Raw genomic sequence first — 23,470 nt, forward strand, 5'->3', positions numbered from 1 at the left:
CGCCGGGGCGCCGCGCCCGGGCCGTGCCGCGGCCCGGGGGTCCGGTCCCGCCTGCGCGGGACGCGCCCCGTCCGCGGCCGGGCCGTCGGCCGTGGCGGCGGTGATGTCGGAACCGGAGGGCACGGGTCAGGGCCTTCCCAGGGGTGCGGGCGGTGGTGATGGTGAGCCGACCGTACAGCGTGCGGCGACGGGAGGTGCCATGCGGTGAGCAACGATTCCGTACGGCGGTCCGTTCCCCCGCGACGGCGGCGCCCACCGGACGGCGGCTGCTCCGGGGCGGCTGGGAGCGGGCCGGCGCGGCGGCGCAGTGGACGGGCGCGGCGGACGGCGGGTACGCGCCAGGTGTACTGATCACGAGCGTTGCCGACACCCGTGACCAGTACATCTGGGCGCCGACGCGGCTGGAGCGGGACCCGGACGCCCTTCGGGCCGGCCCGGCACCCGCTGGCTGCGAGTCGGCCGAGAGCCGTTGTCTACTGAGCGCCCGGGCCCCTCCCGGGGTCTCACCTGCCGGCCCGGTGACCCTCCCCCGCCCCCGTGCGCTGGACCTGGCTCCCAGCGGTGGCGCGCCGGTGGGCGCACCACCGGCGTGGCCCAGCGGCGTGCGACGACTGCGTGGAGACTTCCTGGCCGGACGTCCTGTGGTGGACGCGGCCGAAACTACCCGTCGCCGACCGCTTCCTGTCAACAGCCGTATGACCTGCGGTGTTTTCCGAAATGAGCAGGTCAGTACGGACGGTGTTCACGTGCCGCGACAGGCCGAGGGCACATCGTTCGGCGGTACGCCGATGCGGTGCGCGTCACTCGTTCGGACGTTCGTGGACGGTGCGGCCCGCGACCACCGTGCGCACGCACACCGGGAGTTGGCCGCCCGGGGCGAGCGGGGGCAGCGCGGGGGCCGCGGGGCGGGCGTCGGTGGACCAGGCCGCGCCGGGCGCGGCGGCTTCCGGCCCGTCGCCCTCCCGGCCGTGGTCCCAGCCGGCCGCCCAGACGGCGTAGTCGGCGGGGGCGCCGGGCACCAGCAGGCCGCCGCCGTCGCGGCGGGCGGCCCGCCAGCCGCCGCGGGTGTGGGCGGTGAAGGCGGCGCGCACCGGGATGCGGTGCTCGGGGGTGCGGTGGTAGGCGGCGGCGCGGACGCCGCCCCACGGGTCCAGCGGGGTGACCGGGCTGTCGGAGCCCAGGGCCAGCGGCACGCCGGCGCGCAGCAGGGCCGCGTACGGGTTGAGGGTGCGGGCCCTGCCGGGGCCGAGCCGCTCGGCGTACATGCCGTCCGGGCCGCCCCAGGCGGCGTCGAAGGCGGGCTGCACGGAGGCGGTCAGGCCGAGGTCGGCGAAGGCCGCCACGGTGCGGGGGGTGAGCATCTCGGCGTGTTCGACGCGGTGCCGGGCGGCGCGCACCCGGGCCCGGCCGAGGGCGTCGGCGACGGCGCGCACGCCGTCGGCCACGGCGGTCACGGCGGCGTCGCCGATGGCGTGGAAACCGGCCTGGAGGCCCGCCTCGGTGCAGGCGGCGACGTGGGCGGCGACGGCGGCGGCGTCCAGGTAGGCGGCGCCCGTGCCGCCGGTGTCGGCGTACGGCTGGTGCAGGCAGGCGGTGTGCGAGCCGAGGGAGCCGTCGGCGAACAGGTCGCCCGCGGCCCCGGCGGCGCCGAGCGCGCGCACCTTGTCCGCGCCCGCGGCGCCGGTGACGTGCTCGGCCCAGTAGCCGACGACCCGCGGGCCGGGCCGCTCGGCGGCCAGCCGCAGCAGGCCGGTGAAGTCGTCCTCGCTGGAGATGTCGGGGCCGCCGCACTCGTGGACGGTGCCGATGCCCAGGGCCGCGGCGCGGGCCAGGGCGGCGGCCTGCGCCTGGTCACGCTGCCGGGCGCCGACGCCCGCGAGGGCGGCGGCGCGCACGGCGTGGTGGGCGGCGCCGGTCAGCGGCCGGTCGGGGTGGTAGCCGGTCAGGGCGGTGACGTCGGGGACGCGGTCGAGAAGGGCGGTGGTGACGGCGGCGGAGTGCACGTCGACGCGGGAGAGGTAGAGGGGGCGGCCGCCGGCGGCCGCGTCCAGCTCGGCGCGGGTGGGGGGCCGCCGCTCGGGCCAGCGGCTCGCGTCCCAGCCCTGGCCGAGCAGCACCGGGTCGCCGGGGCGGGCGACGGCGTGGGCGCGCACGCGCGCCAGGGCCTCGCCGAGGGTGCCGGCGCCGGACAGGTCCAGACCGGTGAGGGCCAGACCGGTGGCGGTGGCGTGCACGTGGGCGTCGGTGAAGGCGGGCGTGACGAGCGCCCCGTCGAGCCGCACCACCTCCACCGCGGCGCCGCGCGCGCCGTCCAGGATGCTGTCCGCGCCGGCCTCGGAGCCGACCCAGGCGACGGTGTCCCCCTGTACGAGCAGGGCGGTGGCGCGGGGGTCGGCGGGGCTGTGGACGGTGCCGCCGCGCAGCAGCACGGCCCGGCCGCCCTCCCCCGGGGCGTCGTGGCGATCGTTCATGGGTTCAGTGTGCGCCCGGCCGGGCGGCGCGGGCGCCGGGCGTGTCACACGCGCGGCGGGCGGGCTTCGTACGGCGTGGAGAGCACGACGGTGGTGCGGGTGGACGCGCCGGCCAGGGTGCGGATGCGGGCCAGCAGGTTCTCCAGCTCCAGCGGGGTGCCGACGCGGACCTTGAGGATGTAGTTCTCGTCGCCGGCCACGCTGTGGCACGCCTCGATCTCCGGCACGTCGGCCAGCCGGTCGGCGACGTCGTCGGGTGCGCTGGGGTCGAAGGGTTTGACGGAGATGAAGGCGGTGAGCGGCAGTCCGACGGCCTCGGGGTCGACGAGGGCGGCGTACCCGCGGATGACACCCCGCTGTTCGAGGCGGCGTACCCGCTGGTGCACCGCCGAGGTGGACAGGCCGGTGGCCTTGCCCAGGTCGGTGTAGCTCATGCGCCCGTCCCTGACGAGCAGTTCCACGATCTGCCTGTCCAACTCCTCCACGCCGATCACCTTATGCGGTCGGAGGGGGTGCGGCACAGCAGGCGCACGCGGCGGCGGCGGGCCGACGCGCCAGCACCCGCACCCAGGATGTGACGAACGCCACATCGCATGGCGAGCGTCCGGGGGAGCGCGGCGATTACGCGCCCCAGGCGGCGGGAAATGCTTGCTGTGGTCGAGGCCACGCGCCTTACCGGCCCATTTCGAGGGGGAAAGAATATGCCCAACCCCGAGCGCCTCGACGAAGGCGATCTCGATATCTACGAGACGTACGAGATGTTCCGGGTCATCTGCCCGGACTGCGCGCAGCCGATCGCCCTGCTGGCGGACGAGGACGTCCTGCCGGAGCACGCGCTGTGCGCCTCCCCGTGGGACCCGTTCGGGCTCACGGTGTGCCCCGGCACCGGCCGCGGCGTGGCCGACGCCTCCCCCGCCGACGAGTCCCTGGACGCCCAGGAGCAGGACGCGGCGCTGCTGTTGACGCTGCCGGAGAGCCTGGACTGGCGGACGCAGCCCTTCTCGCACATCGGCGGGCCCGGTTCCCGGCCGATCAGGGTGCCGCGGGCGCGTCGGCGCCGCTGACGCACCGCGCCACCGCCTCCCCCCTGGGGGCCGGGCCGTGCGGCCCGACGGCGTGCCGACGGCCGCGTCCCCCTGACCACCGGTACCCGCGGCGGTTCTCCCGGCCTTCTCCGGCCGGTCGCGCACCGGTTTCCCGCCAGCCTTCCGGCCCCTCCGGCCGGGCGGTCCGGTTCTGGCCCCGCGCCGCACGCCTGACCGAAAACTCCCGGTCAAGGCCGCACTTAGGGGTGCGCAGGGGCCTGGATAGGGGTGCGGCGGCAACTCTGCCTTACCTAGCATGGTTCCGCCCGTTTCGCCTGCCGCGGTGTGCCCGCGCGCCCGCTTACGGCTGCCCGGCGAAGTGGGCGGAGTCGTTCCCGTAACGTGGAACTCCCAGCGGAACTCCCCAGGTGAGGAGCCCAACAGCATGACCGTTCCCCAGCAGGACAGCGCCCTTTGGGTCAGGCAGTTCCACCCGGCCGCCGACGCGAAGGTCCGCCTGGTCTGCCTCCCGCACGCCGGTGGTTCCGCGCCGTTCTTCTTCCAGCTCTCCAGGGCGCTGTCGCCGGAGGTGGATGTGCTCAGCATCCAGTACCCGGGCCGGCAGGACCGCCGCGACGAGCAGCCGATCGACGACCTGAACGTGCTGGTCGACCGGCTCTTCCCGGTGCTGCGGGAGCGGGCGGACCGCCCGCTGGTGCTGATGGGGCACAGCATGGGCGCGGTCCTCGCCTACGAGCTGGCGCGCAGGTTCGAGGCCGCGGACGCCGCGCCGCTGGGGCTCATCGCCTCCGGCCGCCGCGCCCCCTCGGTGCCCCGCGACGAGAACGCGCACACGCTGGGGGACGACGCCTTCATCGCGGAGATCCGCAGCCTCAGCGGCACCGCCGCGAGCCTGCTGGAGGACGACGAGCTGATCCGCATGATCCTGCCCGCGCTGCGCGCCGACTACAAGGCGATCGAGACGCACCAGCCCGCGCCCGAGCCGCGGCTGCGCTGCCCGGTCGGCGTGCTGACCGGCGAGTCGGACCCGCGGGTCTCCCTGGACGAGGCGTCCGCGTGGCGCGCGCACACCACGGGCGGCTTCCACTTCCGCAGCTTCACCGGCGGCCACTTCTACCTCAACGACCACCAGGCCGGGGTGGCCGCGTCCGTCTCGGAGTTCATCGCCGCCTTCACCAAGGAGGCCGCGAGCGGCTGACCGTGCCCGGCCGGCCGGTGACCGCGCCGGCCGGCGGTGGCACGAGACGTGCGAAGCCGCTGCACCGCGTTCACGGGTACGCGGTGCAGCGGCGTTCAGGGGGGACCGCAGGCGAGGGGTGTCAGACGACCGACCCGGCGCCCTTGGTCTCGGCCGGGGCGTCGGTGGCCGGCTCGCCGTCCTTCTGCGGCGCGGCGGAGCCCTTGGGCATGAACGCCAGGGCCAGCAGGGCCGCCACGACGCCGATGCCGGAGCAGACGTACAGCAGCGTGTGCATGGCGTCGATGAAGGCCTCGCGCACCTCGCGCAGCATGGCGGCGCTCTTCAGCTTCTCCGCCACGGCCACGCCGGTGGCGACGCTGCGCCCGGCCGCGTCCACGACCGGCTCGGGCGTGCCCGGCAGGTCGAGGTTGCCGCGGTAGCTGGAGTTGGCCACGGCGCCCAGGACCGCGACGCCGATCGCGCCGCCGACCTGGCGCAGGGCCTGGACGACCGCGGAGCCGACGCCGCTGCGCTCCTTGGGCAGCGGGTTGAGCGCGGCCGACATCGACCGGGTCATGGCCAGGCCCAGGCCGGCGCCGATCACCACGAGCCAGACGGCCACGAAGCCGTACCCGGTGGAGACGTCGGTGTACGTGCCCATGAAGAGCCCGGCGCCCACCAGCACGAACCCGAGGGCGGGCACGGTCTTGGTGCCAGCGTCCTGGGGCAGCTTGTTGATGACGCTCGCGCCGACCAGCAGGCCGCCGATGAGCGGCAGCAGCCGCACGCCCGAGCCGAGCGCGTCCGCGCCGCGGACCGACTGGAAGTACTGCGGCAGCGTGAACATCAGGCCGAACATCGCGAAGCTCACGATGGTGCTGAGGATCGAACCCCACACGAAGCCGCGCTCGCGGAACAGTGTGAGGTCGACCAGCGGGTCCTTGGCGGCGGCCGTGACGCGGAACTCCCACCAGACGAACAGGGCCAGTACCGCCGCGCCGCCGGCCAGCGACAGCACCGTCTCCGTGCTGCCCCAGCCCTTCTCGCCGGCCTCGATGGCGCCGAAGGTGAGGGCGGTCAGGCCGACGCTGGAGAGCACCACGCCGACGAAGTCGATGCCGACCTTCTCCGAGCCGCGCGACTCGGGCACCAGCTTGGCGACGGCGAGCACGCCGAGGAGCACCAGCGGCACGTTGATCAGGAAGACCGAACCCCACCAGAAGTGGTTCAGCAGCGCGCCGCCGATGATCGGCCCGAGCGGCAGACCCAGCATCTGCGAGACGGCGATGACACCGATCGCCTTGGTCCGCTCCTGCTCGGTCTCGAAGAGGTTCAGCAGCACGGAGGTGGACAGCGGGGTGAGGAAGGCCGCTGCCAGGCCCAGCACCGCGCGGGCGGCGATCAGGTTGCCCGCCGAGCCGGAGTAGGCGCACCACAGTGAGGCCGCGCCGAACAGGACCAGCGAGGCCATCAGCAGCTTCTTGCGGCCGAACTTGTCACCCAGCAGGCCGGCCGGCAGCAGGGCCGCCGCCAGGACCAGGGTGAACGCGTCCACGATCCACTGGAGCTGACTGGTCGACGCGTTCAGGTCGGTGCTGACCGTGGGCAGCGCGACGTTGAGGATGGTGGCGTCGACTCCGACGGCCAGCAGGCTGAACCCGATCGCGCCGAGCGCCCACCACTTGCGCGACTCCTCGTTCATGACGACATCCCGTTCTCTTTCCTATCGTCCCTGTCATCTTGCGGATCGCCGTGGTTGACGGCGTCCCAGCGCTTCCACATGGGCTCCGCCTCGGAGTTCAGCCACGCGAACATCCGGTGGGCCTCGCGCATCCGGGCGGCGCCGGGAGCGCCGTCCGGGAAGAGCCGCAGCCCTTCACTGGTGATGTCGAGAAAGGACGTCAGGCTGGCGAGCCGCCGCTTGAGCACGCCCGACCAGGCGTCCTCGGTGATGCGGTAGTACGTGGCACGCTCGCCGGCGCGGGTGACGGCCTGCACCATCCGGGCCTCCGTGAGCAGCCGCAGGGTGGTGGTCAGCGAGGCGCGGCTGGCACGCACGGCCTCGGCGATCTGCGCGGCGGTCTGCTCGGGAGGGTCGCTCACCATGAGCCAGGCCATCGTCCGCCCCATGATGGGCGGCCAGCCGGCCTGCTGCATGAACCACGCCGTCACGCGCTCCATCCAGGCCGCCACGTCCGCCTGTACGGCGTCGGGTCCCGGGTCGGAGTCTGACGACATGTCGCTAACCCCCTAGGGCGTTGTGCACTTGCTAGAAGTTTCAGTCGTTACTGTAATGAGGAACGGCGGCAAAGGGAAGCGGAACGACGCGGCCAGGGGCGTCAACCGCCCCTGGCCGCAGGTGAGAAGGGGTTAAGAACCCGTCAGGGGGAACGTCAGCCGACCACGTTGACCGGGGTCTGGGCGGCGTGCCGCTCCTCCTGTGTCAGCGTCGGCTCGGTCAGCGCCGCGGGCGTGCCCGCCTTCTCCAGCACCGCCTGCACGTCGGGCGCCTGGAGCGCGTCGGCCGCCCCCGACAGGGTGTTGACCTGGAGGGCCGCCGCGCACACCACCGGGTCGGCCAGCGCGACCGCGCCGATCAGGTCGGCCTGGCGGCGCCGCTCGCCGGCGAACCGGGTCAGCCGCGGGTCCTCGGTCTGGGTGTAGACGTCCGGGTAGCAGATGTCCTGCGAGGTGCCCAGCGACCACGGCGTGTCCACGACGGCGCCGATGGCCCGCTGCACGTCACGCGCCATGCCCGGCCGCAGTCCGCCGTCGGCCAGGGTGGCCTCCACCGCCCGGGCGCTGAGCGCCGCCGCGCTCATCCCGTGCCCGTAGACCGGGTTGAACGCGGCCACCGCGTCACCCAGCACCACCAGGCCGTCCGGCCAGCTCACCAGCCGGTCGTAGAACAGGCGGCGGTTGGCGGTGGAGCGCGACGCCTGCACACCCGTCAGCGGCTCGAGGTTCTCGACGAGTTCGGCTATCAGGGGGTGGCGCAGCGTGCGCAGGTACTCGGCGAAGCCCTCCTCGGTGGTCGGCGGCTCGCCGCCGCGGGTGCCCGACAGCGTCACCATCCAGCGGCCGCCCTCGATGGGCAGCAGGATGCCGTTGCGGCCGGGCACCCCGGCCCGGTGGTCGGCGTACACGCTGACCAGGGGGAACCTGCCGCGGGCGCCTTCCGGAGCGCGGAAGACCCGGGTGGCGTAGGCCATCCCCGAGTCGATGACGTCCTCCTGGACCGGCGGCAGGCCCAGGCCCGTGAGCCACCGCTTCATCGGGGATCCGCGGCCGGTGGCGTCGACCACGACGTCGGCCTCCAGCACCGACACCGTGCCCTCCCGGCGCGGCTTGCAGGTGACGCCGGTGATCCGCCCGGCGTCGCCGCGCAGCCCGATGACGTCCGTGTCGCCCAGCACGGTGACCTTGGGCGAGCGCTGCGCCTGGTCGCGCACGGTCCAGTCCAGCAGCGGCCGGCTGGCGGCGATCATGAACTGGGTCTCGGGGAACCTCTGCTGCCAGCCGTAGGCGGTCAGCGACACCAGGTCCTCGGGCAGCGAGATGCGGTGGGCCCCCTCCCCCAGCAGCCGGTCCGTGGTGCCGGGCAGCAGCGACTCGATCACCCGCGCCCCGCCCGACCACAGCACGTGGGTGTGCTTGGCCTGCGGCACGCCGCGCCGCGCGTCCGCGTTGTCCGGCAGCCGGTCCCGGTCCAGGACCGTGACGGCGTCGACGTGGCGCGCCAGCGCGGTCGCGGCGAGCATGCCCGCCATCCCCGCTCCCAGGACCACCGCTCTCGTTGTTCCTGCCATAGTCTTCCTTCTCTTCCTTCCTGAGGGCTTCCTGGTTTTCCTTGCGGGTCCCGGGGTTCCGGCGCGGCGCGGCGCGGCAGGGCGCGGCGGGGCGCGCCGGTCAGTCGGCCGCGACGCCCACGAGGGTCTCGGCCACCGCCTCGGCCACCTTCCGCCACTGCGAGCTGAGGTAGAAGTGGCCGCCGGGGAAGCTGCGGAACTCCACCCGGCCGGTGGACTCCTCCCGCCAGCCGCGCGCGTACTCCTCCCGCGCCCACGGGTCGGACGTGCCGAGGAAGACTCCGATCGGGCAGGTCAGCGGCGGCCCGGGACGGTGGCGGTAGCTGTCGACGACCCGGTAGTCGTTGCGCAGCGCGGGCAGCAGCATCCGGATCATCCCGTCGTCGGCGAGGATGCTCGCGCTGGTGCCGCTCAGCTCGCGCAGCTGGGCGACGAGCTGGTCGTCGCTCAGCTCGTACAGCTTCACGCCGTTGTGGATGTTGTGGACCGTCGGCGCGCCCCGGCCGGAGACGACGAGGCCGGCCAGCCGGGCGCCGCGGGCCTGGAGGGCGCGGGCCACCTCCCAGGCGACCAGGCCCCCCATGCTGTGCCCGAGGAGGGCCAGCGGACGGTCACCCGCGTGCCCGAGGGCGTCGGTTATTCGGGCGACCAGCTCGTCCATATCGTCGATGAACGGCTCCGCGCGCCGCTCCTGGCGGCCGGGGTACTGCACCGCCAGCACCTCGACCGAGCCGGGCATCTCGCGGGCGAGCGGCGCGAAGAAGGTCGACGATCCGCCGGAGTGCGGAAGGCAGACCAGCTGGATCCTCTCGTCGCCTGCCGACGGCGAGGTGAACCGGGTCAGCCACGGCCCGGCCTTTCGGTCCCATGAGGTCATGTCCACACTCCTGTTTTCTGTGAATCGCCTAGCCTGTCACCGCGGTTCGCGGAGCCAGTTCTCGACGGCCTGCGCGGTCTTGGCCGCGTTGTCGGCCTCAAGCATGGAGAAGTGGTCGCCGGGCACGTCGACCAGGGTGTGCGGAAGCTCCCAGCTGACGCGCCATCCGTCGTCCCCGGGCTGTCCGGCGGCGGCGCCCAGGGGCTCGTCGGCGCGGACCAGCAGGGTGGGGGCGAGGATCTTCGGCACGGTGTAGTCGAAGCCGGCGTACCGGGCGCGGGCGGTGATCCACGCCTCCCCGGCGCCGTCGGCCGCCTGCTCGATGACGTCCCTGCGGCCGAGCAGCGCGTCCTGCACGGCGGCGCCCCACGCCGCCGTGCCCAGGCCGTGCCGGCCGCCCCAGGTAGGGGTGTCCAGCAGCACCAGGGCGGCCGGACCCGCGCCGCGGCCTTCCAGGGCCGCGGTCACCACGCTGGCGACCGTCCCGCCGCCGGAGTGCCCGAGCAGGACGAACCGTCTGCCGTCCGCGGCGCGCAGCACGGCCTCGGCCAGCGCCTCGGCCAGCGCGGTCACGGAGGCGGGCAGCGGCTCGCCGGTCTGGAAGCCGGGCAGCCCGGTCATCGCCATGGCGCGGCTGCCGCGGAACCCGGCGGCGAGCCGCGCGTACTGGTAGAAGTTCTGCTGCCACACGAAGGACGGGAAGCTGAGGACGACCGGCTCTTCGGGGCCGTCGCACAGCCAGACGGTGCGCGGCGCGCGGTCCAGGCCGGCGCCCGTGGTGAAGGACGGGCGGAAGTCCGCGAGACCGGCCATGAGGTCGTGCGCCCGCGCCGCGCCGCCCTCCTGGCAGGCCCGCAGGAACAGCGCGCCCAGGCCCTCGGGCGAGGAGGACGCCGCGGGGGCGGCGGCCGCCGGGGCCTCGGCGGCCAGGGTGCGGACCAGGAAGCGGGTCAGGTCCTCGACCGTGGGGTGGTCCAGGGTCAGGGTGGCGGGCAGGTCGACCCCGGCGGCCGCGCCGAGCCGGACCTGGAGTTCGAAGGCCGTCATGGAGTCGAAGCCCAGGTCGGTGAAGGGCCGGGCGGTGTCCACGGAGTCCGCCGAGGCGTGGCCGAGCACGCCGGCGACGTACTGGCGCACCACGGGCAGTGCCTGCTCGTAGGCGGCGTCCTCGTCCAGCCCGCGCAGCCGGTCGCCCAGGGACGCCCGTACGGTCCGCGGGTCCGGCAGCGCCGAGGGCTGCGCCGAGGGCAGTGCCGCGGCGCGTGGCGCCATGGCCGGTACGACGCCGTCGGCGGCCGGGTCGGCGTCCTCCAGCCAGAACCGCTGCCGCTGGAAGGCGTACGTCGGCAGGTCCACGCGGCGGGCCGCACCGCCGTACAGCGCGCGCCAGTCGGGGCTGACGCCCCGCACGTGGGCCGCGGCCACCGCGCCGAGCGCGGCGCGGACCTCGGGCCGCCCGCGGCGCAGGGTGGGGATGAGGGCGGCGGCCTCGGCCCGGCCGCCCAGGCACTCGCGGGCCATCGCGGTGAGGACCGCGTCGGGGCCCAGTTCCACGAAGGCGGTCACGTTCTGCTCCGCCAGCGTCCGCACGCCGTCGAGGAAGCGGACCGCCGAGCGGACGTGCCGCACCCAGTACTCGGCGGTGCCCAGTTCGCCGGGCGCGGCCAGCCGCCCGGTGACGTTGGAGACGACCGGGACGGCGGCCGGGGCGTAGGCCAGGCGGTCGGCGACGCGCCGGAAGTCCTCCAGGACCGGGTCCATCCGCGGCGAGTGGAAGGCGTGGCTGACCGTCAGCCGCCTGGTCTTGCGGCCCTGCTCCGCCAGGCGGGCGGCGACCTCCGCGACCGCCGCCTCGTCTCCGGAGACCACGGTCGCCCGGGGCCCGTTGACCGCCGCCAGGGACATCTCCGCCTCGCGTCCGGCGAGCAGCGGCGCGACCTCGGCCTCGGACGCCTGCAGCGCGTACATCGCGCCGCCCGCGGGCAGCCGCTGCATCAGCGCGCCGCGGGCGGCCACCAGCGCCGCCGCGTCGGGCAGCGTCAGCACGCCGGAGACGTGGGCGGCGGACAGCTCACCCACCGAGTGGCCGATGAGGAACCGCGGGGTGACGCCCCAGGACTCCCACAGCCGGTAGAGCGCCACCTGGAGGGCGAACGTGGCGGTCTGGGTGTAGGCGGTCTCGTTCAGCAGGGCCGCCTCCGGCGTGTCCGCCGCGGCGAACACCACCGAGCGCAGCGGGCGCCGAAGGTGCGCGTCCAGGCTCTCGCACACGGCGTCGAAGGCCGCCGCGAAGGCCGGGAACGCCTCGTACAGCTCGCGCCCCATGCCGGGGCGCTGGGCGCCCTGGCCGGTGAAGAGGAACGCCGGGAGGCCGGCGTCCCGGGCGACGCCCTCGGTGACCGCCGCGTCCGGGGTGCCCTCGGCCAGCGCCCGCAGGCCCCGCAGCGCCTCGTCGCGGTCGGCGGCGACCACCACGCCGCGGTGGCCGAGCGCGGCGCGGGTGGTCGCGAGGGAGTAGCCGGTGTCGGCCGGCGGCACCTCGGGGTGGGCCGCGAGGTGGTCGGCCAGCCGCAGGCTCTGCGCGCGCAGGGCGGCCTCGCTGCGGCCGGCGACCGTCAGGAGTACGGGCCGGCCGGCCGGCGCCGGGCCGGGGCCGGGCGGCGGCGCGGGTGGGGCCTGCTCGACGATGACGTGCGCGTTGGTGCCGCTGATGCCGAAGGCCGACACGCCGGCGCGCCGGGGGCGGCCGGTCTCGGGCCAGGGCACCGGCTCGGTGAGCAGGCGCACGGCGCCCGCGGACCAGTCCACGTCGGTGCTGGGCTCGTCCACGTGCAGGGTCTGCGGCAGCACGCCGTGCCGCATCGCCTGCACCATCTTGATCACTCCGGCCACGCCGGCGGCCGTCCCGGTGTGCCCGAAGTTGGACTTGACCGAGCCGAGCCACAGCGGCCGGTCCGCCGGGCGGCCCTGCCCGTAGGTGGCGAGCAGGGCGCGGGCCTCGATGGGGTCGCCGAGCCGGGTTCCGGTGCCGTGCGCCTCCACCGCGTCCACCTCGTCGGCGGCGAGTCCCGCCCCGTCCAGCGCGGCGCGGATGACGCGGCGCTGGGCGGAGCCGCTGGGCGCGGTGAGCCCGTTGCTCGCGCCGTCCTGGTTGACGGCCGAGCCGCGGATCACCGCGAGGATCCGGTGCCCGTTGCGCTGGGCGTCCGACAGCCGCTCGACCACGAGCGCGCCCGCGCCCTCGGCCCAGGCGGTGCCGTCCGCGGCGGCGGCGAACGCCTTGACCCGGCCGTCGGAGGCGAGCCCGCGCTGCCGGGAGAACTCCACGAACAGCGCGGGCGTGGGCATCACCGTCGCCCCGCCGACGAGCGCCAGCGTGCACTCGCCGGCGCGCAGCGCGTGGGCGGCCTGGTGCAGGGCGACCAGAGAGGAGGAGCACGCCGTGTCGATCGACAGGGCGGGCCCCTCCAGGCCCAGCGCGTAGGAGATGCGCCCGGAGGCCACGCTGGTGACGTTGCCGGTCATCGAGTAGCCCTGGACCTCGGCCGGGACGTGGGTGACGTCGGACCCGTACGCGGAGTACGACACGCCGACGAACACCCCGGTCCGGCTGCCTCGCAGCGACAGCGGGTCGAGCCCCGCCCGCTCGAAGGCCTCCCAGGCGACCTCCAGCAGCACGCGCTGCTGGGGGTCCATCGCGAGCGCCTCCCGCGGCGAGATGCCGAAGAACTCGGCGTCGAAGTGGGAGACGTCCGCGAGGAATCCGCCCTCCCGCGCCGTGGAGGCGCCGCCCTCGCCGAACAGGCCCGCCACGTCCCAGCCCCGGTCGTCCGGGATGCCGGTCATCATGTCCCGCCCGGCCGCGACCCGCTCCCACAGCTCCTCGGGCGAGCGGGCCCCGTCCGGAAAGCGGCAGGCCATGCCCACGATCGCGACCGGTTCCGTCGCCGCCGAGACGAGTTGCTGGTTCCGCTTGCGCAGCCGGTCGGCCTCGGTGAGCGCCGCGCGCAGGGCCTCGACGATCTGATCCTGTGACGTCGCCATCACCAACTCCGTTCCTGTTTCGGGGCGCGGCCCGGTCCGGCGGCCCGTCTCACGAGTCGCCGCCGAGCGCCGCGCGGACCAGGTCGGCGACGTCCATGTCGGCGATAGATCCGGAGTCCGCCGCCTCGGTGGGCTCGGCGGCGGACTCGGCAGGGTCGGCCGCCAGCTGGAGCAGGGTGTCCAGGACGCCGGTGTTGCGGAGCCTGGCCAGCGGGATGGCGGCCAGTACGGCGCGGATCCGGGCCTCTTCGGGGTCGGTGGCGGGCGCCTCCTCGGCGTCGGCGACGAGTTGCGGGTAGAGGTGTTCGGCCAGCTCGCGCGGCGTGGGGAAGTCGAACACCAGGGTGCTGGGCAGGCTCAGCCCGGTGGCCGCGCCGAGCCGGTTGCGCAGTTCCACCGCGGTGAGCGAGTCCAGGCCCATGTCCCTGAACGCCCGGTCGGGGCCCACCGGTTCGGTGCCGGCCAGCCCGAGGACGGCGGCCACGTGCGAGCGGACCAGGTCCACCAGCGTCTGCCGCTGCTCGGCGGCGGACCGCCCGGCCAGGCGGGACCGCAGCGAGCGGGACTCCACGGCCGCGCCCGCCCGCGCGGCCTGGCGGGCCCGCCGCGGACCGGTCACCAGCGCGCGCAGCATGCTCGGCAGCGGCGCCGCGGCCGCCTGGTCGCGCAGCGTCGGCAGGTGCAGCCGGGTGGGTACGACCAGCGCCTCGCCGACCGCGCGGCCCGCGTCGAACAGCGCCATGCCGTCCTCCGCGGTGATCGGCAGCACGCCCGAGCGGGTGATGCGCGCCACGTGGGACTCGTCGAGCTGCCCGGTCAGTTCGCTGGTCTCGGCCCAGTAGCCCCAGGCCATGGACACCGCGGGCAGCCCCTGGGCGCGGCGGTGGTGCGCGAACGCGTCGACGAAGGTGTTGGCGGCGGCGTAGTTGCTCTGGCCGGGGTTGCCCAGTACGCCGGCGCCCGCCGAGTACAGCACGAAGTCCGCGAGGTCCAGGCCGCGGGTCAGCTCGTGCAGGTTGACCACCGCGTCCGCCTTGGGCCGCAGCACCCGGTCGACCTGCTCGGGCGTCAGGGACTCCACGACGCCGTCGTCCAGGACGCCCGCGGTGTGCACCACGGCGGTCAGCGGCCGGCCCTCGGGGATGTCCGCCAGGACGGCGGCCAGCGCCTCCCGGTCCGCCGCGTCGCAGGCGCGGACCGTCACGCTGTCCGCGCCGAGCCCGGTCAGCTCGGCCGTCAGCTCCTCGGCGCCCGCGGCCTGCGGGCCGCGGCGGGAGGTGAGCAGCAGGTGCCGTACGCCGAGCCGGGTGACCAGGTGCCGGGCCAGCAGGCCGCCCAGGGTGCCGGTGCCGCCGGTGACCAGGACGGTGCCCGCGGGGTCCAGCGGCCGCGGCACGGTCAGCACGAGCTTGCCGGTGTGCTTGGCCTGGCTCATGAGCCGGAAGGCCTCCGGCGCCCGGCGCACGTCCCAGGTGCGCACCGGCAGGGGCCGCAGCACCCGCCGCTGGAACAGCTTCGCCAGGGTGGTGAGGATCTCGCCGATCCGGTCGGCGCCCGCGTCGATGAGGTCGTATCCGCGGTAGGTCACGCCGGGGTGGGCGGCGGCGACGTCCCGCGGGTCGCGCGGGTCGGTCTTGCCCATCTCCAGGAACCGGCCGCCGCGCGGCAGCAGCCGCAGCGACGCGTCCACGAACTCCTTGGCGAGGGAGTTGAGCACCACGTCCACACCGCGCCCGCCGGTGGCGGCCAGGAACTTCTCCTCGAACTCCAGGGTCCGGGAGGAGGCCATGTGGGCGTCGTCGAAGCCCATCGACCGCAGGGTGTCCCACTTGCCCTCGCTGGCCGTGGCGTACACCTCCGCGCCCCAGTAGCGGGCGAGCTGCACCGCGGCCATGCCCACGCCGCCGGTGGCGGCGTGGATCAGCACGGTCTCCTCGTCCTTCAGCCCGCCGAGGTCGGCGAGGCCGAAGTACGCGGTGAGGAACGCGGCGGGGACCGCCGCGGCCTGCTGGAACGACCAGCCGCGCGGCATGGGCACGACCAGCCGCTGGTCGACCACGGACACCGGTCCGAACGGGTCGGGCAGCAGGCCCATGACCCGGTCGCCGGCCTTGAGCCCGGTCACCCCGGGGCCGGTCTCCGTCACCACGCCGGCGCCCTCGCTGCCCAGCCGCTCCTGGCCGGGCACCATGCCGAGGCTCACCAGCACGTCGCGGAAGTTGACGCCGGCGGCCCGGACCGACACCCGCACCTGGCCCTGCTCCAGCGGGGCCAGCGCCTCGGGGTGCGGCAGCAGCGCCAGGTTCTCCAGCGTGCCCGGGCCGGTGGTGTCCAGCCGCCAGGCCGCCGCGTCCGCGGGCGGTGCCAGCAGCTCGCCCGCGTTGGCCCGGCCGAGGCGGGGGGTGAGCGCGGTGCCGGAGCGCAGGGCGACCTGCGGCTCGCCGGCGGCCAGCGCCGCCTTGACCGTGGTCGCGGTGCGGGCCCGCGACTGGTCGCGCTCGTCGAGGTCCACCAGCAGGAAGCGGCCGGGGTTCTCCGCCTGGGCGGCGCGCACCAGGCCCCACAGCGGGGCGTGGGTGAGGTCGGCGACGTCCTCGCCCGGGTGGACGGCCACCGCCTGCCGGGTGATCACCACCAGGCGGGTGGCCTTCAGGCGCTCGTCGGCCAGCCACGCCTGGACCGTGCCCAGGGCACCGGCCACGGAGCCGTGCACCGCCGCGGCCAGGTCCCGGGCCGGGCCCGCGGCGTACGACAGCAGGGCCGCCTCGGGCGCGGGCGCGCCCGCCTCGATCGCGGCGGCCAGCGCCTGCGGGGTGTCGTACGAGCCGGCGAGGGCGTCGGCGTTCCGCAGCGAGGGCACCAGGTCGTGGGCGTCGGGGCCCAGCGCCACCCAGCCGGCCCCGGCCGGGGCGCCCGCGTCGAGCGGCAGCGGCGTCCAGTCGACGCGGAACAGGGCGTCCCGCGTCGCGTCGCCCGCGGCCGCGGCCGCGTCATCCAGGTGCTCCTCGCGCAGCGGGGCCAGTACCAGCGTGCCGACGGATGCCAGGGGCGCGCCCTCGGCGTCCGCCAGCAGCACCGTGACGCCGTCGCCGGACGCCGCCGGTGCGACCCGCACGCGGACCGCGGCGGCGCCCACGGCGTGCAGCGACACGTCCCGCCAGGCGAACGGCACGTACGTCCCGTCGCCCAGGAAGTCGCCGTATCCCATGGCGTGCAGGGCGGCGTCCAGCAGCGCCGGGTGGATGCCGTACCGCCCGGCGTCCTGCTGGACCTCCTGCGGCAGCGCCGCCTCGCCGAACACCGTGTCCCCCAGCCGCCAGGCCGAGCGCAGCCCCTGGAAGGCGGGCCCGAACCGGTAGGGCGAGTCCTGGGCGAGCTGGTACATGTCCGCGGTGTCCAGCTCCCGCGCCCCCGGCGGCGGCCAGTCCGCGAGGCCGACGGCGGCCCCCTCGTCCGGGGCGAGGTCGGCCACGGCCCGCCGCGTCATCGGCGTGTCCGCGTCGGCGTCGTCCGCGCGCGCGTACAGCTCCAGCGTGCGGTGTCCCGCCTCGTCGGGGGCGCCGACGGTGAGCTGGACGTGCACCCCGCCCTGGTCGGGCAGCACCACCGGGCGCTCCAGGGTCAGCTCCGCCACCCGGCCGCAGCCCGCCTGCCGGGCCGCGTGCAGCGCCAGTTCGACGACCAGCGCGCCGGGGACGAGCGTGGCGCCGCCGACGACGTGGTCGCCGAGCCACGGCTGGTTCTTCAGCGACAGCCGCCCGGTGAACACCAGCTGGCCGGTGCCGGCGACCCGCACGGCGGCGCCGAGCAGCGGGTGGGCCGCCGCTGCCACGCCCAGGTCGGCGATGTCGGCGGCGTTCTTGTACTCCGCCTCCAGCCAGAAGCGCTGGTGCTGGAAGGCGTACGTGGGCAGGTCGACGCGCCGCGCGCCGGACCCGGCGAACACCGCGTCCCAGTCGACGGGAAGGCCGCGCACCCACCCCTCGGACAGCGAGGCCAGGAACCGCCCGGCGCCGCCCTCCTCGCGGCGGAGCGTGCCCAGGGCGGCGGCGTCGGTGTCCGCGTCCTCGAAGGACTCGGTGAGGCCGACGGTGAGGACCGGGTGCGCGCTGGACTCGACGAAGAACCGGTAGCCGTCGGCGAGCAGGGCCCGTACGGCGTCGGCGAACCGGACGGTCTGCCGCAGGTTGGTGTACCAGTACTCGGCGTCCAGGCCGGTGGTGTCGAACACCGTGCCGGTGACCGTGGAGTAGAAGGGGATCTCGGCGGCGCGCGGCCGGATGTCCTTCAGCGCGCCGAGGACCTGGTCGCGGATGGCCTCGACCTGCGCGGAGTGGGACGCGTAGTCCACGGGGATCCGCTTGGCGCGCACGCCGTCCGCCTCGCAGGCGGCCAGCAGCTCCGCCAGCGCCGCCGGCTCGCCGGAGACGACCGTGGAGGACGGGCCGTTGACGGAGGCGACGGAGATCCGGCCGGTCCAGGCCGCGATCCGCTCGCGGACCCGCTCGGCGGGCAGCGGCACCGACACCATGCCGCCGCGGCCCGACAGGCCCTCGGCGATGGCCCGGGCGCGCAGCGCCACGCCCTTGGCGGCGTCCTGAAGGGACAGCGCGCCGGCGACGGCGGCCGCCGCGAACTCGCCCTGGCTGTGGCCGACCACGGCGGACGGCTCGACGCCCGCGGCCCGCCACACGGCGGCCAGCGAGACCATGACGGCCCACAGCGCGGACTGGACGACGACCACGTCCTCCAGGGCCGCCGGGTCGCCCTCGCCGCGCACCACGTCGGTCACCGACCGGCCCAGGTGGGGGCGCAGGGCCGCGTCGCACTCGGCGAGCCGCGCGGCGAACACCGGGGAGGTGCGCAGCAGTTCCGCCGCCATGCCCCACCACTGCGAGCCCTGGCCGGGGAAGACGAACGCGACCCGGGCGGCCCCGGTGCGGGCGGTGCCGGTCAGCACGCCCGCGGCCGCCTCGCCCGCGGCGAGCGCGGCGAGGCCGGCCAGGGCGCCGTCCCGGTCGGCGGCGAGCACCACGCCCCGCTGGTCGAGCGCGGCGCGGGTCGACGCCAGGGAGTGCCCGACATCCGGCAGGGACCGGCCGGGGTGCCGCTCGACGTGGCCGGCGAGCCGCCGGGCCTGGTCGCGCAGGGCCGGCTCGCTGCGGCCGGAGACCACCCACGGCACGACAGGCAGCTGAAGGACCCGCGGGGCGGCGGCGTCCGCAGCGCCGGAGGAGGAGTCCGCCGGCGCGGCCTCCTCCTCCGGCAGCGGCGCCTCCTCGACGATGACGTGCGCGTTGGTGCCGCTGATACCGAAGGCCGACACGCCGGCGCGGCGCGGGCGGCCGTCGCGCTTCCAGTCCACCGGCTCGGTGAGCAGCCGCACCGCGCCCGAGGACCAGTCGATGTGCGGCGACGGCGCGTCCACGTGCAGGGTGCGCGGCAGCAGGCCGCCCCGCAGCGCCAGCACCATCTTGATGACCCCGGCGGCCCCGGCGGCGTGCGCGGTGTGGCCGAGGTTGGACTTGACCGACCCCAGCCACAGCGGGCGGTCCTCCTCGCGGCCCTGGCCGTAGGTGGCCAGCAGCGCCCTGGCCTCGATCGGGTCGCCCAGCGTCGTGCCCGTGCCGTGCGCCTCCACCGCGTCCACCTGGTCGGCCGACAGCCGGGCGTCGGCCAGCGCGTCCCGGATGACCCGCTCCTGGGAGGGGCCGTTGGGCGCGGTGAGGCCGTTGCTGGCACCGTCCTGGTTGATCGCCGAGCCGCGCAGCAGCGCCAGCACCGGGTGGCCGTTGCGGCGGGCGTCCGACAGCTTCTCCAGCAGCAGGACGCCGGCCCCCTCGGACGGGCCGAAGCCGTCGGCCGCGGCGGCGAACGCCTTGCAGCGCCCGTCCGGCGACAGGGCGCGCTGCCTGCTGAAGGCGATGAACCCCTGCGGGGTGGGCATCAGGGCGACGCCGCCCGCCAGCGCCAGCGTGCAGTCGCCGTCCCGCAGGGCCCGTACGGCCAGGTGCAGGGCGACCAGCGACGAGGAGCAGGCGGTGTCGACGGTGAGGGCGGGGCCCTCCAGGCCGAAGGTGTAGGCGACCCGGCCGGAGATCACGCTGGCGAACGAGCCGACGCCGGTGTAGCCCTCCATGCCCTCGGGCACCCGCTGGTGGCCGGTGACGTAGTCGATGGTGGCGGCGCCGACGAACACGCCGGTGCGGCTGCCCTTCACGGACGTCGGCGGGATGCCGGCCCGCTCGAACGCCTCCCAGGAGGTCTCCAGCAGCAGCCGCTGCTGCGGGTCCATGATCAGGGCCTCGCGCGGGTTGATGCTGAAGAAGTCGGCGTCGAAGTCGCCCGCCTCGTGCAGGAACCCGCTCTCCCGCACGTAGTTCTTGCCCTCGGAGTCCGGGTCCGGGTCGTACAGGCTCTCCAGGTCCCAGCCGCGGTTGTCGGGGAATCCCGAGATCGCGTCCCCGTCGGCGGCCAGCAGGTCCCACAGCTTCTCGGGCGTCGACGCGGCGCCCGGGTAGCGGCAGGCCATGCTGACGACGGCGATCGGCTCGGCCTCCTCCAGCTCCCGGATCCGGCGCCGGGCCTTGCGCAGGTCGGTGGTGGCGCGCTTGAGGTAGTCGCGGAGCTTGTCTTCGCTGTTCATCCTTTTCCTACACCCCGTTCGTGGCCAAGGCCGGTACGTCGCTGTCGTGGTCGTGGGCCGTGGTCACTCTGTGTCCAGTTCGCCGTCGAGCAGCGCGAACAGCTCGCTGTCCGTCGCCGCCTCCAGGTCGTCCCGCGCGTCGTCCCGCTGCTCGGGGACGCGCCCCCCCTGCCCGGAGTCGTGCCACTTGGACACCAGGGCGTTCAGTCGGTGTGTCACCTTCCTGCGGGTCTCGTCGTCGTCCGCCCCCACCGAGGCGAGGGCCGCCTCCAGCGCGTCCAGCTCGGCCAGCGCGGGCAGGGCGGGCGCCGCGGCGCCCGCGGGGGCGAGCTGCTCGCGCAGGAACGCGGCGGTGGCGTTCAGCGTCGGGTAGTCGAACACGAGGGTCGCGGGCAGCTGCTCGCCGACGGCCGCGCCGAGGCGGTTGCGCAGCTCCAGCGCGGTGAGCGAGTCGAAGCCCAGCTCGTTGAACGGGCGGTCGGGCTCGATGGCCTCGGGCGTGCCGTGGCCGAGCACCGAGGCCACGTGCCCGCGCACCAGCTCCACCAGGGTGTGGTGCTGGTCCGCCGCGGACAGCCCGGCCAGCCGCGCCGGCCAGTCGGGGACCTCCTGCCGCTGCTCGCCCGCGGCCACCGCGCGCTTGGCGGCGGGCGCGGCGCGCACCAGGCCGCGCAGCAGGTCGGGCAGGGTGCCGTCGGCCGCGCGGGTGCGCAGCGCCGCGAGGTCCAGGCGCACGGGCACCAGCAGCGCCTCGTCGAGCGTGGCGGCGTGGTCGAACAGCGCCGTGCCCTCCGCCTCGGACAGCGGCAGGATGCCCGCCCGCGCGAACTTGGCGGTGTCGGCGGCGGCGGCCATCTCGCCGCCCCGCGCCCACAGGCCCCAGGCGAGGGACTGGGCCGGCAGGCCCTGGGCGCGGCGGCTGTGCGCGAGCGCGTTGAGAAAGGCGTTGGCGGCCGCGTAGTTGGCCTGCGCGATGCTGCCGAGCACGCCGGACGCGGAGGAGAACAGCACGAACGCCGACAGCTTCGACTCCCGGGTCAGCTCGTGCAGGTGGACCGCGGCGGCCACCTTGGGCGCGAAGACGCGCCGCACGTCCTGGCCGGTCAGGGACTCGATGGGGGCGTCGGCGAGGACGCCCGCCGCGTGCACGACGCCGGTCAGCGGGTGGTCGGCGGGGATGGCGTCCAGCAGTCCGGCCAGGGCCTGCCGGTCGGACACGTCGCACGCGGCGACGGTCACCGACGCGCCGAGCCCGGTCAGCTCCCGCTCCAGGCCGGCGGCGCCCGCGGCCCGCGGGCCGCTGCGGCTGACCAGCAGCAGGTGCCGTACGCCGTGCCGGGTGACCAGGTGCCGGGCCAGCAGGCCGCCCAGTCCCCCGGTGCCGCCGGTGATCAGCACGGTGCCGTCGGNGCCGTGCCGGGTGACCAGGTGCCGGGCCAGCAGGCCGCCCAGTCCCCCGGTGCCGCCGGTGATCAGCACGGTGCCGTCGGCGTCCCACCGGACCGCGTCGGCCGTACGGGGCGTGTCGTCGGCGCGGACCACCCGGGGCACCAGGACCGCCCCGGCCCGCAGCGCGATCTGCTGCTCGCCGGAGGCGACGGCCGCGGGGACCGCGCTCGGGAACAGCGCCAGGGTGCCCTCGTCGTCGTCCAGGTCCAGCAGCGCGAACCGTCCCGGGTGCGCGGACTGCGCGGAGCGCACCAGGCCCCACAGCGCGGAGTGGGCCAGGTCGCCGGCCTCGTCGCCGGGCTGGGCGGCGACCGCGTCCCGGGTCACGACCACCAGCCGGGAGGCGGTGAACCGGTCGTCGCCCAGCCACTGCCGTACGAGGGTCAGCAGCCGGGCGGTCGACTCCGCGGCCTCGGCGGCGAGGTCGTCCCCGGCCGGCCGGGCCCCGCCGGCGCAGACGGCGACCAGCTCGGGCGCGGGCAGGCCGGCGTCCACGGCCTCGGCCAGCGCGCCGAGCCCGTCGTACACCTGCGGGTAGGCGCCGGACTCCTCCAGCGCGTCGACCAAGCCGAGGTGGTCGTCGCCGAGGACGACCCAGTCGGCGCTCTGCCCGGGGGCGGGCACCGGCGACCACGCGACGCGGAACAGCGCGTCGCGCGTGCGGTCCGCGCCGCCGCGCAGCTCGTCGGCGGTGACGGCGCGGGGGGCGACGGAGGCGACGGACGCGACGGGCGCGCCGGTCAGGTCGGCGAGCGTGGCGGCGACCGCGCCCGCGTCGCCGGCCGGCCGCAGGTGCACCCGCAGCCCGGTGGCGCCGACCGCGTGCAGGGTGACGCCGGTCCAGTCGGCCAGCAGGGCGCTGGTGCGCTCCTCCAGCAGGGCCGGCTGGAGCGCGGCGTCCAGCAGGGCGGGGTGGATGCCGAACCCGGCCGCGCCCCTTGCTGCGCCCTGGGCGTCTTCCGGCAGCGCGACCTCGGCGTACACGTCCTTGCCCCGGCGCCACACGGCGCGCAGGCCCTGGAAGGCGGGGCCGTACTCCTGGCCGGCGTCGGCGACGCGCTTGTGGAAGTTGGCGATGCTGACGGGCTGCGCGTCGGCCGGCGGCCAGGCGGTCAGCTCCTCGGCGGCGGCCGGCTCGTCCGGCGCGCCCGCGGCCAGCAGGCCCGTGGCGTGCCGGACCCAGGGGGCGTCGGCGCCGGCGTCGTCCCCCGGGGTCTCCGCGCGGGAGTGGACGGCCAGCGCGCGGCGCCCGTCGCCGTCGGCGGCGGCCACGGACACCTGCACCTGTACGCCGCCGTGCTCGGGCACCGTCAGGGGCGCCTCCACGGCCAGCTCCGCCACCCGGTCCAGGCCGGCGCGGTCGGCGGCGTGCAGGGCGAGTTCGGCCAGCGCGGCGCCCGGCAGCGCGGCGGTGCCGTGCAGCGCGTGGTCGGCCAGCCAGGGGTGGGTGCGCAGGCTGAGCCGCCCGGTCAGCAGCAGTTCGCCGCCGCCCGCGACCTCGACGGCCGCGGTCAGCAGCGGGTGCCCGGTGGGGCGCAGGCCGAAGCCGGCGGCGTCGCCCGCGGATTCGGGGCCGAGGTCCAGCCAGTAGCGCTCGCGCTGGAAGGCGTACCCGGGCAGGCCGACGCGCCGGGCGCCGGTGCCGGCGAACACCGCGCTCCAGTCCACCGGCAGGCCGCGCACGTGGCCTGAAGCCAGCGAGGCCANGCCGCGCACGTGGCCTGAAGCCAGCGAGGCCAGGAACCGCTCGGTGCCGCCCTCGTCCCGGCGCAGGGTGCCCAGGGCCACCGCCTCCCGGCCGGTGTCCTCGAACGTCTCGGCCAGGCCCACGGTCAGCACCGGGTGCGGGCTGGACTCGACGAAGAAGCCGAACCCGTCGGCGAGCAGGGCCCGTACGGTCTGGTCGAACCGCACCTCCTGGCGCAGGTTGGTGTACCAGTACTCGGCG

At 76.0% G+C, this 23,470-nt stretch carries 11 protein-coding genes; 2 read left to right on the forward strand and 9 right to left on the reverse strand.

The window, feature by feature from the left end; translation table 11 throughout:
- Positions 1-800: 800 nt before the first annotated feature.
- Positions 801-2,471 carry an amidohydrolase family protein gene (locus RKE29_RS13415; protein WP_312005438.1) on the reverse strand — a complete coding sequence of 557 codons (1,671 nt, stop codon included), beginning with the start codon at positions 2,469-2,471 and terminating at the stop codon, positions 801-803.
- 44 nt (positions 2,472-2,515) lie between these two features.
- A complete protein-coding gene (locus RKE29_RS13420) occupies positions 2,516-2,956 on the reverse strand; it encodes an Lrp/AsnC family transcriptional regulator (RefSeq protein ID WP_312005439.1) in 441 nt (146 codons plus the stop codon).
- 216 nt (positions 2,957-3,172) lie between these two features.
- On the opposite strand from RKE29_RS13420, the gene RKE29_RS13425 reads away from it, so the two are divergent.
- On the forward strand, positions 3,173-3,535 hold the full coding sequence (locus RKE29_RS13425; protein WP_312005440.1) for a hypothetical protein: 363 nt from the start codon (positions 3,173-3,175) through the stop codon (positions 3,533-3,535).
- 406 nt (positions 3,536-3,941) lie between these two features.
- On the forward strand, positions 3,942-4,715 hold the full coding sequence (locus RKE29_RS13430) for an alpha/beta fold hydrolase (protein ID WP_312005441.1): 774 nt from the start codon (positions 3,942-3,944) through the stop codon (positions 4,713-4,715).
- A gap of 121 nt (positions 4,716-4,836) precedes the next feature.
- On the opposite strand, the gene RKE29_RS13435 is transcribed toward RKE29_RS13430, so the two are convergent.
- The 7 genes from RKE29_RS13435 to RKE29_RS13465 form a co-directional block, all read right to left on the reverse strand.
- Positions 4,837-6,399 carry a DHA2 family efflux MFS transporter permease subunit gene (locus tag RKE29_RS13435; RefSeq protein ID WP_312005442.1) on the reverse strand — a complete coding sequence of 521 codons (1,563 nt, stop codon included), beginning with the start codon at positions 6,397-6,399 and terminating at the stop codon, positions 4,837-4,839.
- Positions 6,396-6,935, reverse strand: coding sequence for a transcriptional regulator (locus tag RKE29_RS13440; RefSeq protein ID WP_312005443.1), 540 nt, complete (start codon positions 6,933-6,935; stop codon positions 6,396-6,398). Before RKE29_RS13440 ends, RKE29_RS13435 begins: the two co-directional genes overlap by 4 nt.
- A 155-nt stretch (positions 6,936-7,090) precedes the next feature.
- Complete coding sequence (locus RKE29_RS13445; protein WP_312005444.1) at positions 7,091-8,506, reverse strand: FAD-dependent oxidoreductase; 1,416 nt, start codon at positions 8,504-8,506, stop codon at positions 7,091-7,093.
- Between the two features lie 100 nt (positions 8,507-8,606).
- Positions 8,607-9,383: an alpha/beta fold hydrolase gene (locus RKE29_RS13450; RefSeq protein ID WP_312005445.1), complete on the reverse strand. Its 777-nt coding sequence runs from the start codon at positions 9,381-9,383 to the stop codon at positions 8,607-8,609.
- Positions 9,384-9,419: 36 nt separating this feature from the next.
- Positions 9,420-13,427 carry a beta-ketoacyl synthase N-terminal-like domain-containing protein gene (locus RKE29_RS13455; RefSeq protein WP_312005446.1) on the reverse strand — a complete coding sequence of 1,336 codons (4,008 nt, stop codon included), beginning with the start codon at positions 13,425-13,427 and terminating at the stop codon, positions 9,420-9,422.
- A 49-nt stretch (positions 13,428-13,476) separates the two neighbouring features.
- On the reverse strand, positions 13,477-20,073 hold the full coding sequence (locus RKE29_RS13460; RefSeq protein WP_312005447.1) for a type I polyketide synthase: 6,597 nt from the start codon (positions 20,071-20,073) through the stop codon (positions 13,477-13,479).
- Between the two features lie 63 nt (positions 20,074-20,136).
- Positions 20,137-23,470 (reverse strand): SDR family NAD(P)-dependent oxidoreductase (locus RKE29_RS13465; RefSeq protein ID WP_312005448.1); only part of this gene is annotated, 3,334 nt, incomplete at its 5' end.

Origin of the sequence: Streptomyces sp. B1866 (assembly GCF_031932565.1) — a bacterium.
GTDB lineage: Bacteria > Actinomycetota > Actinomycetes > Streptomycetales > Streptomycetaceae > Streptomyces.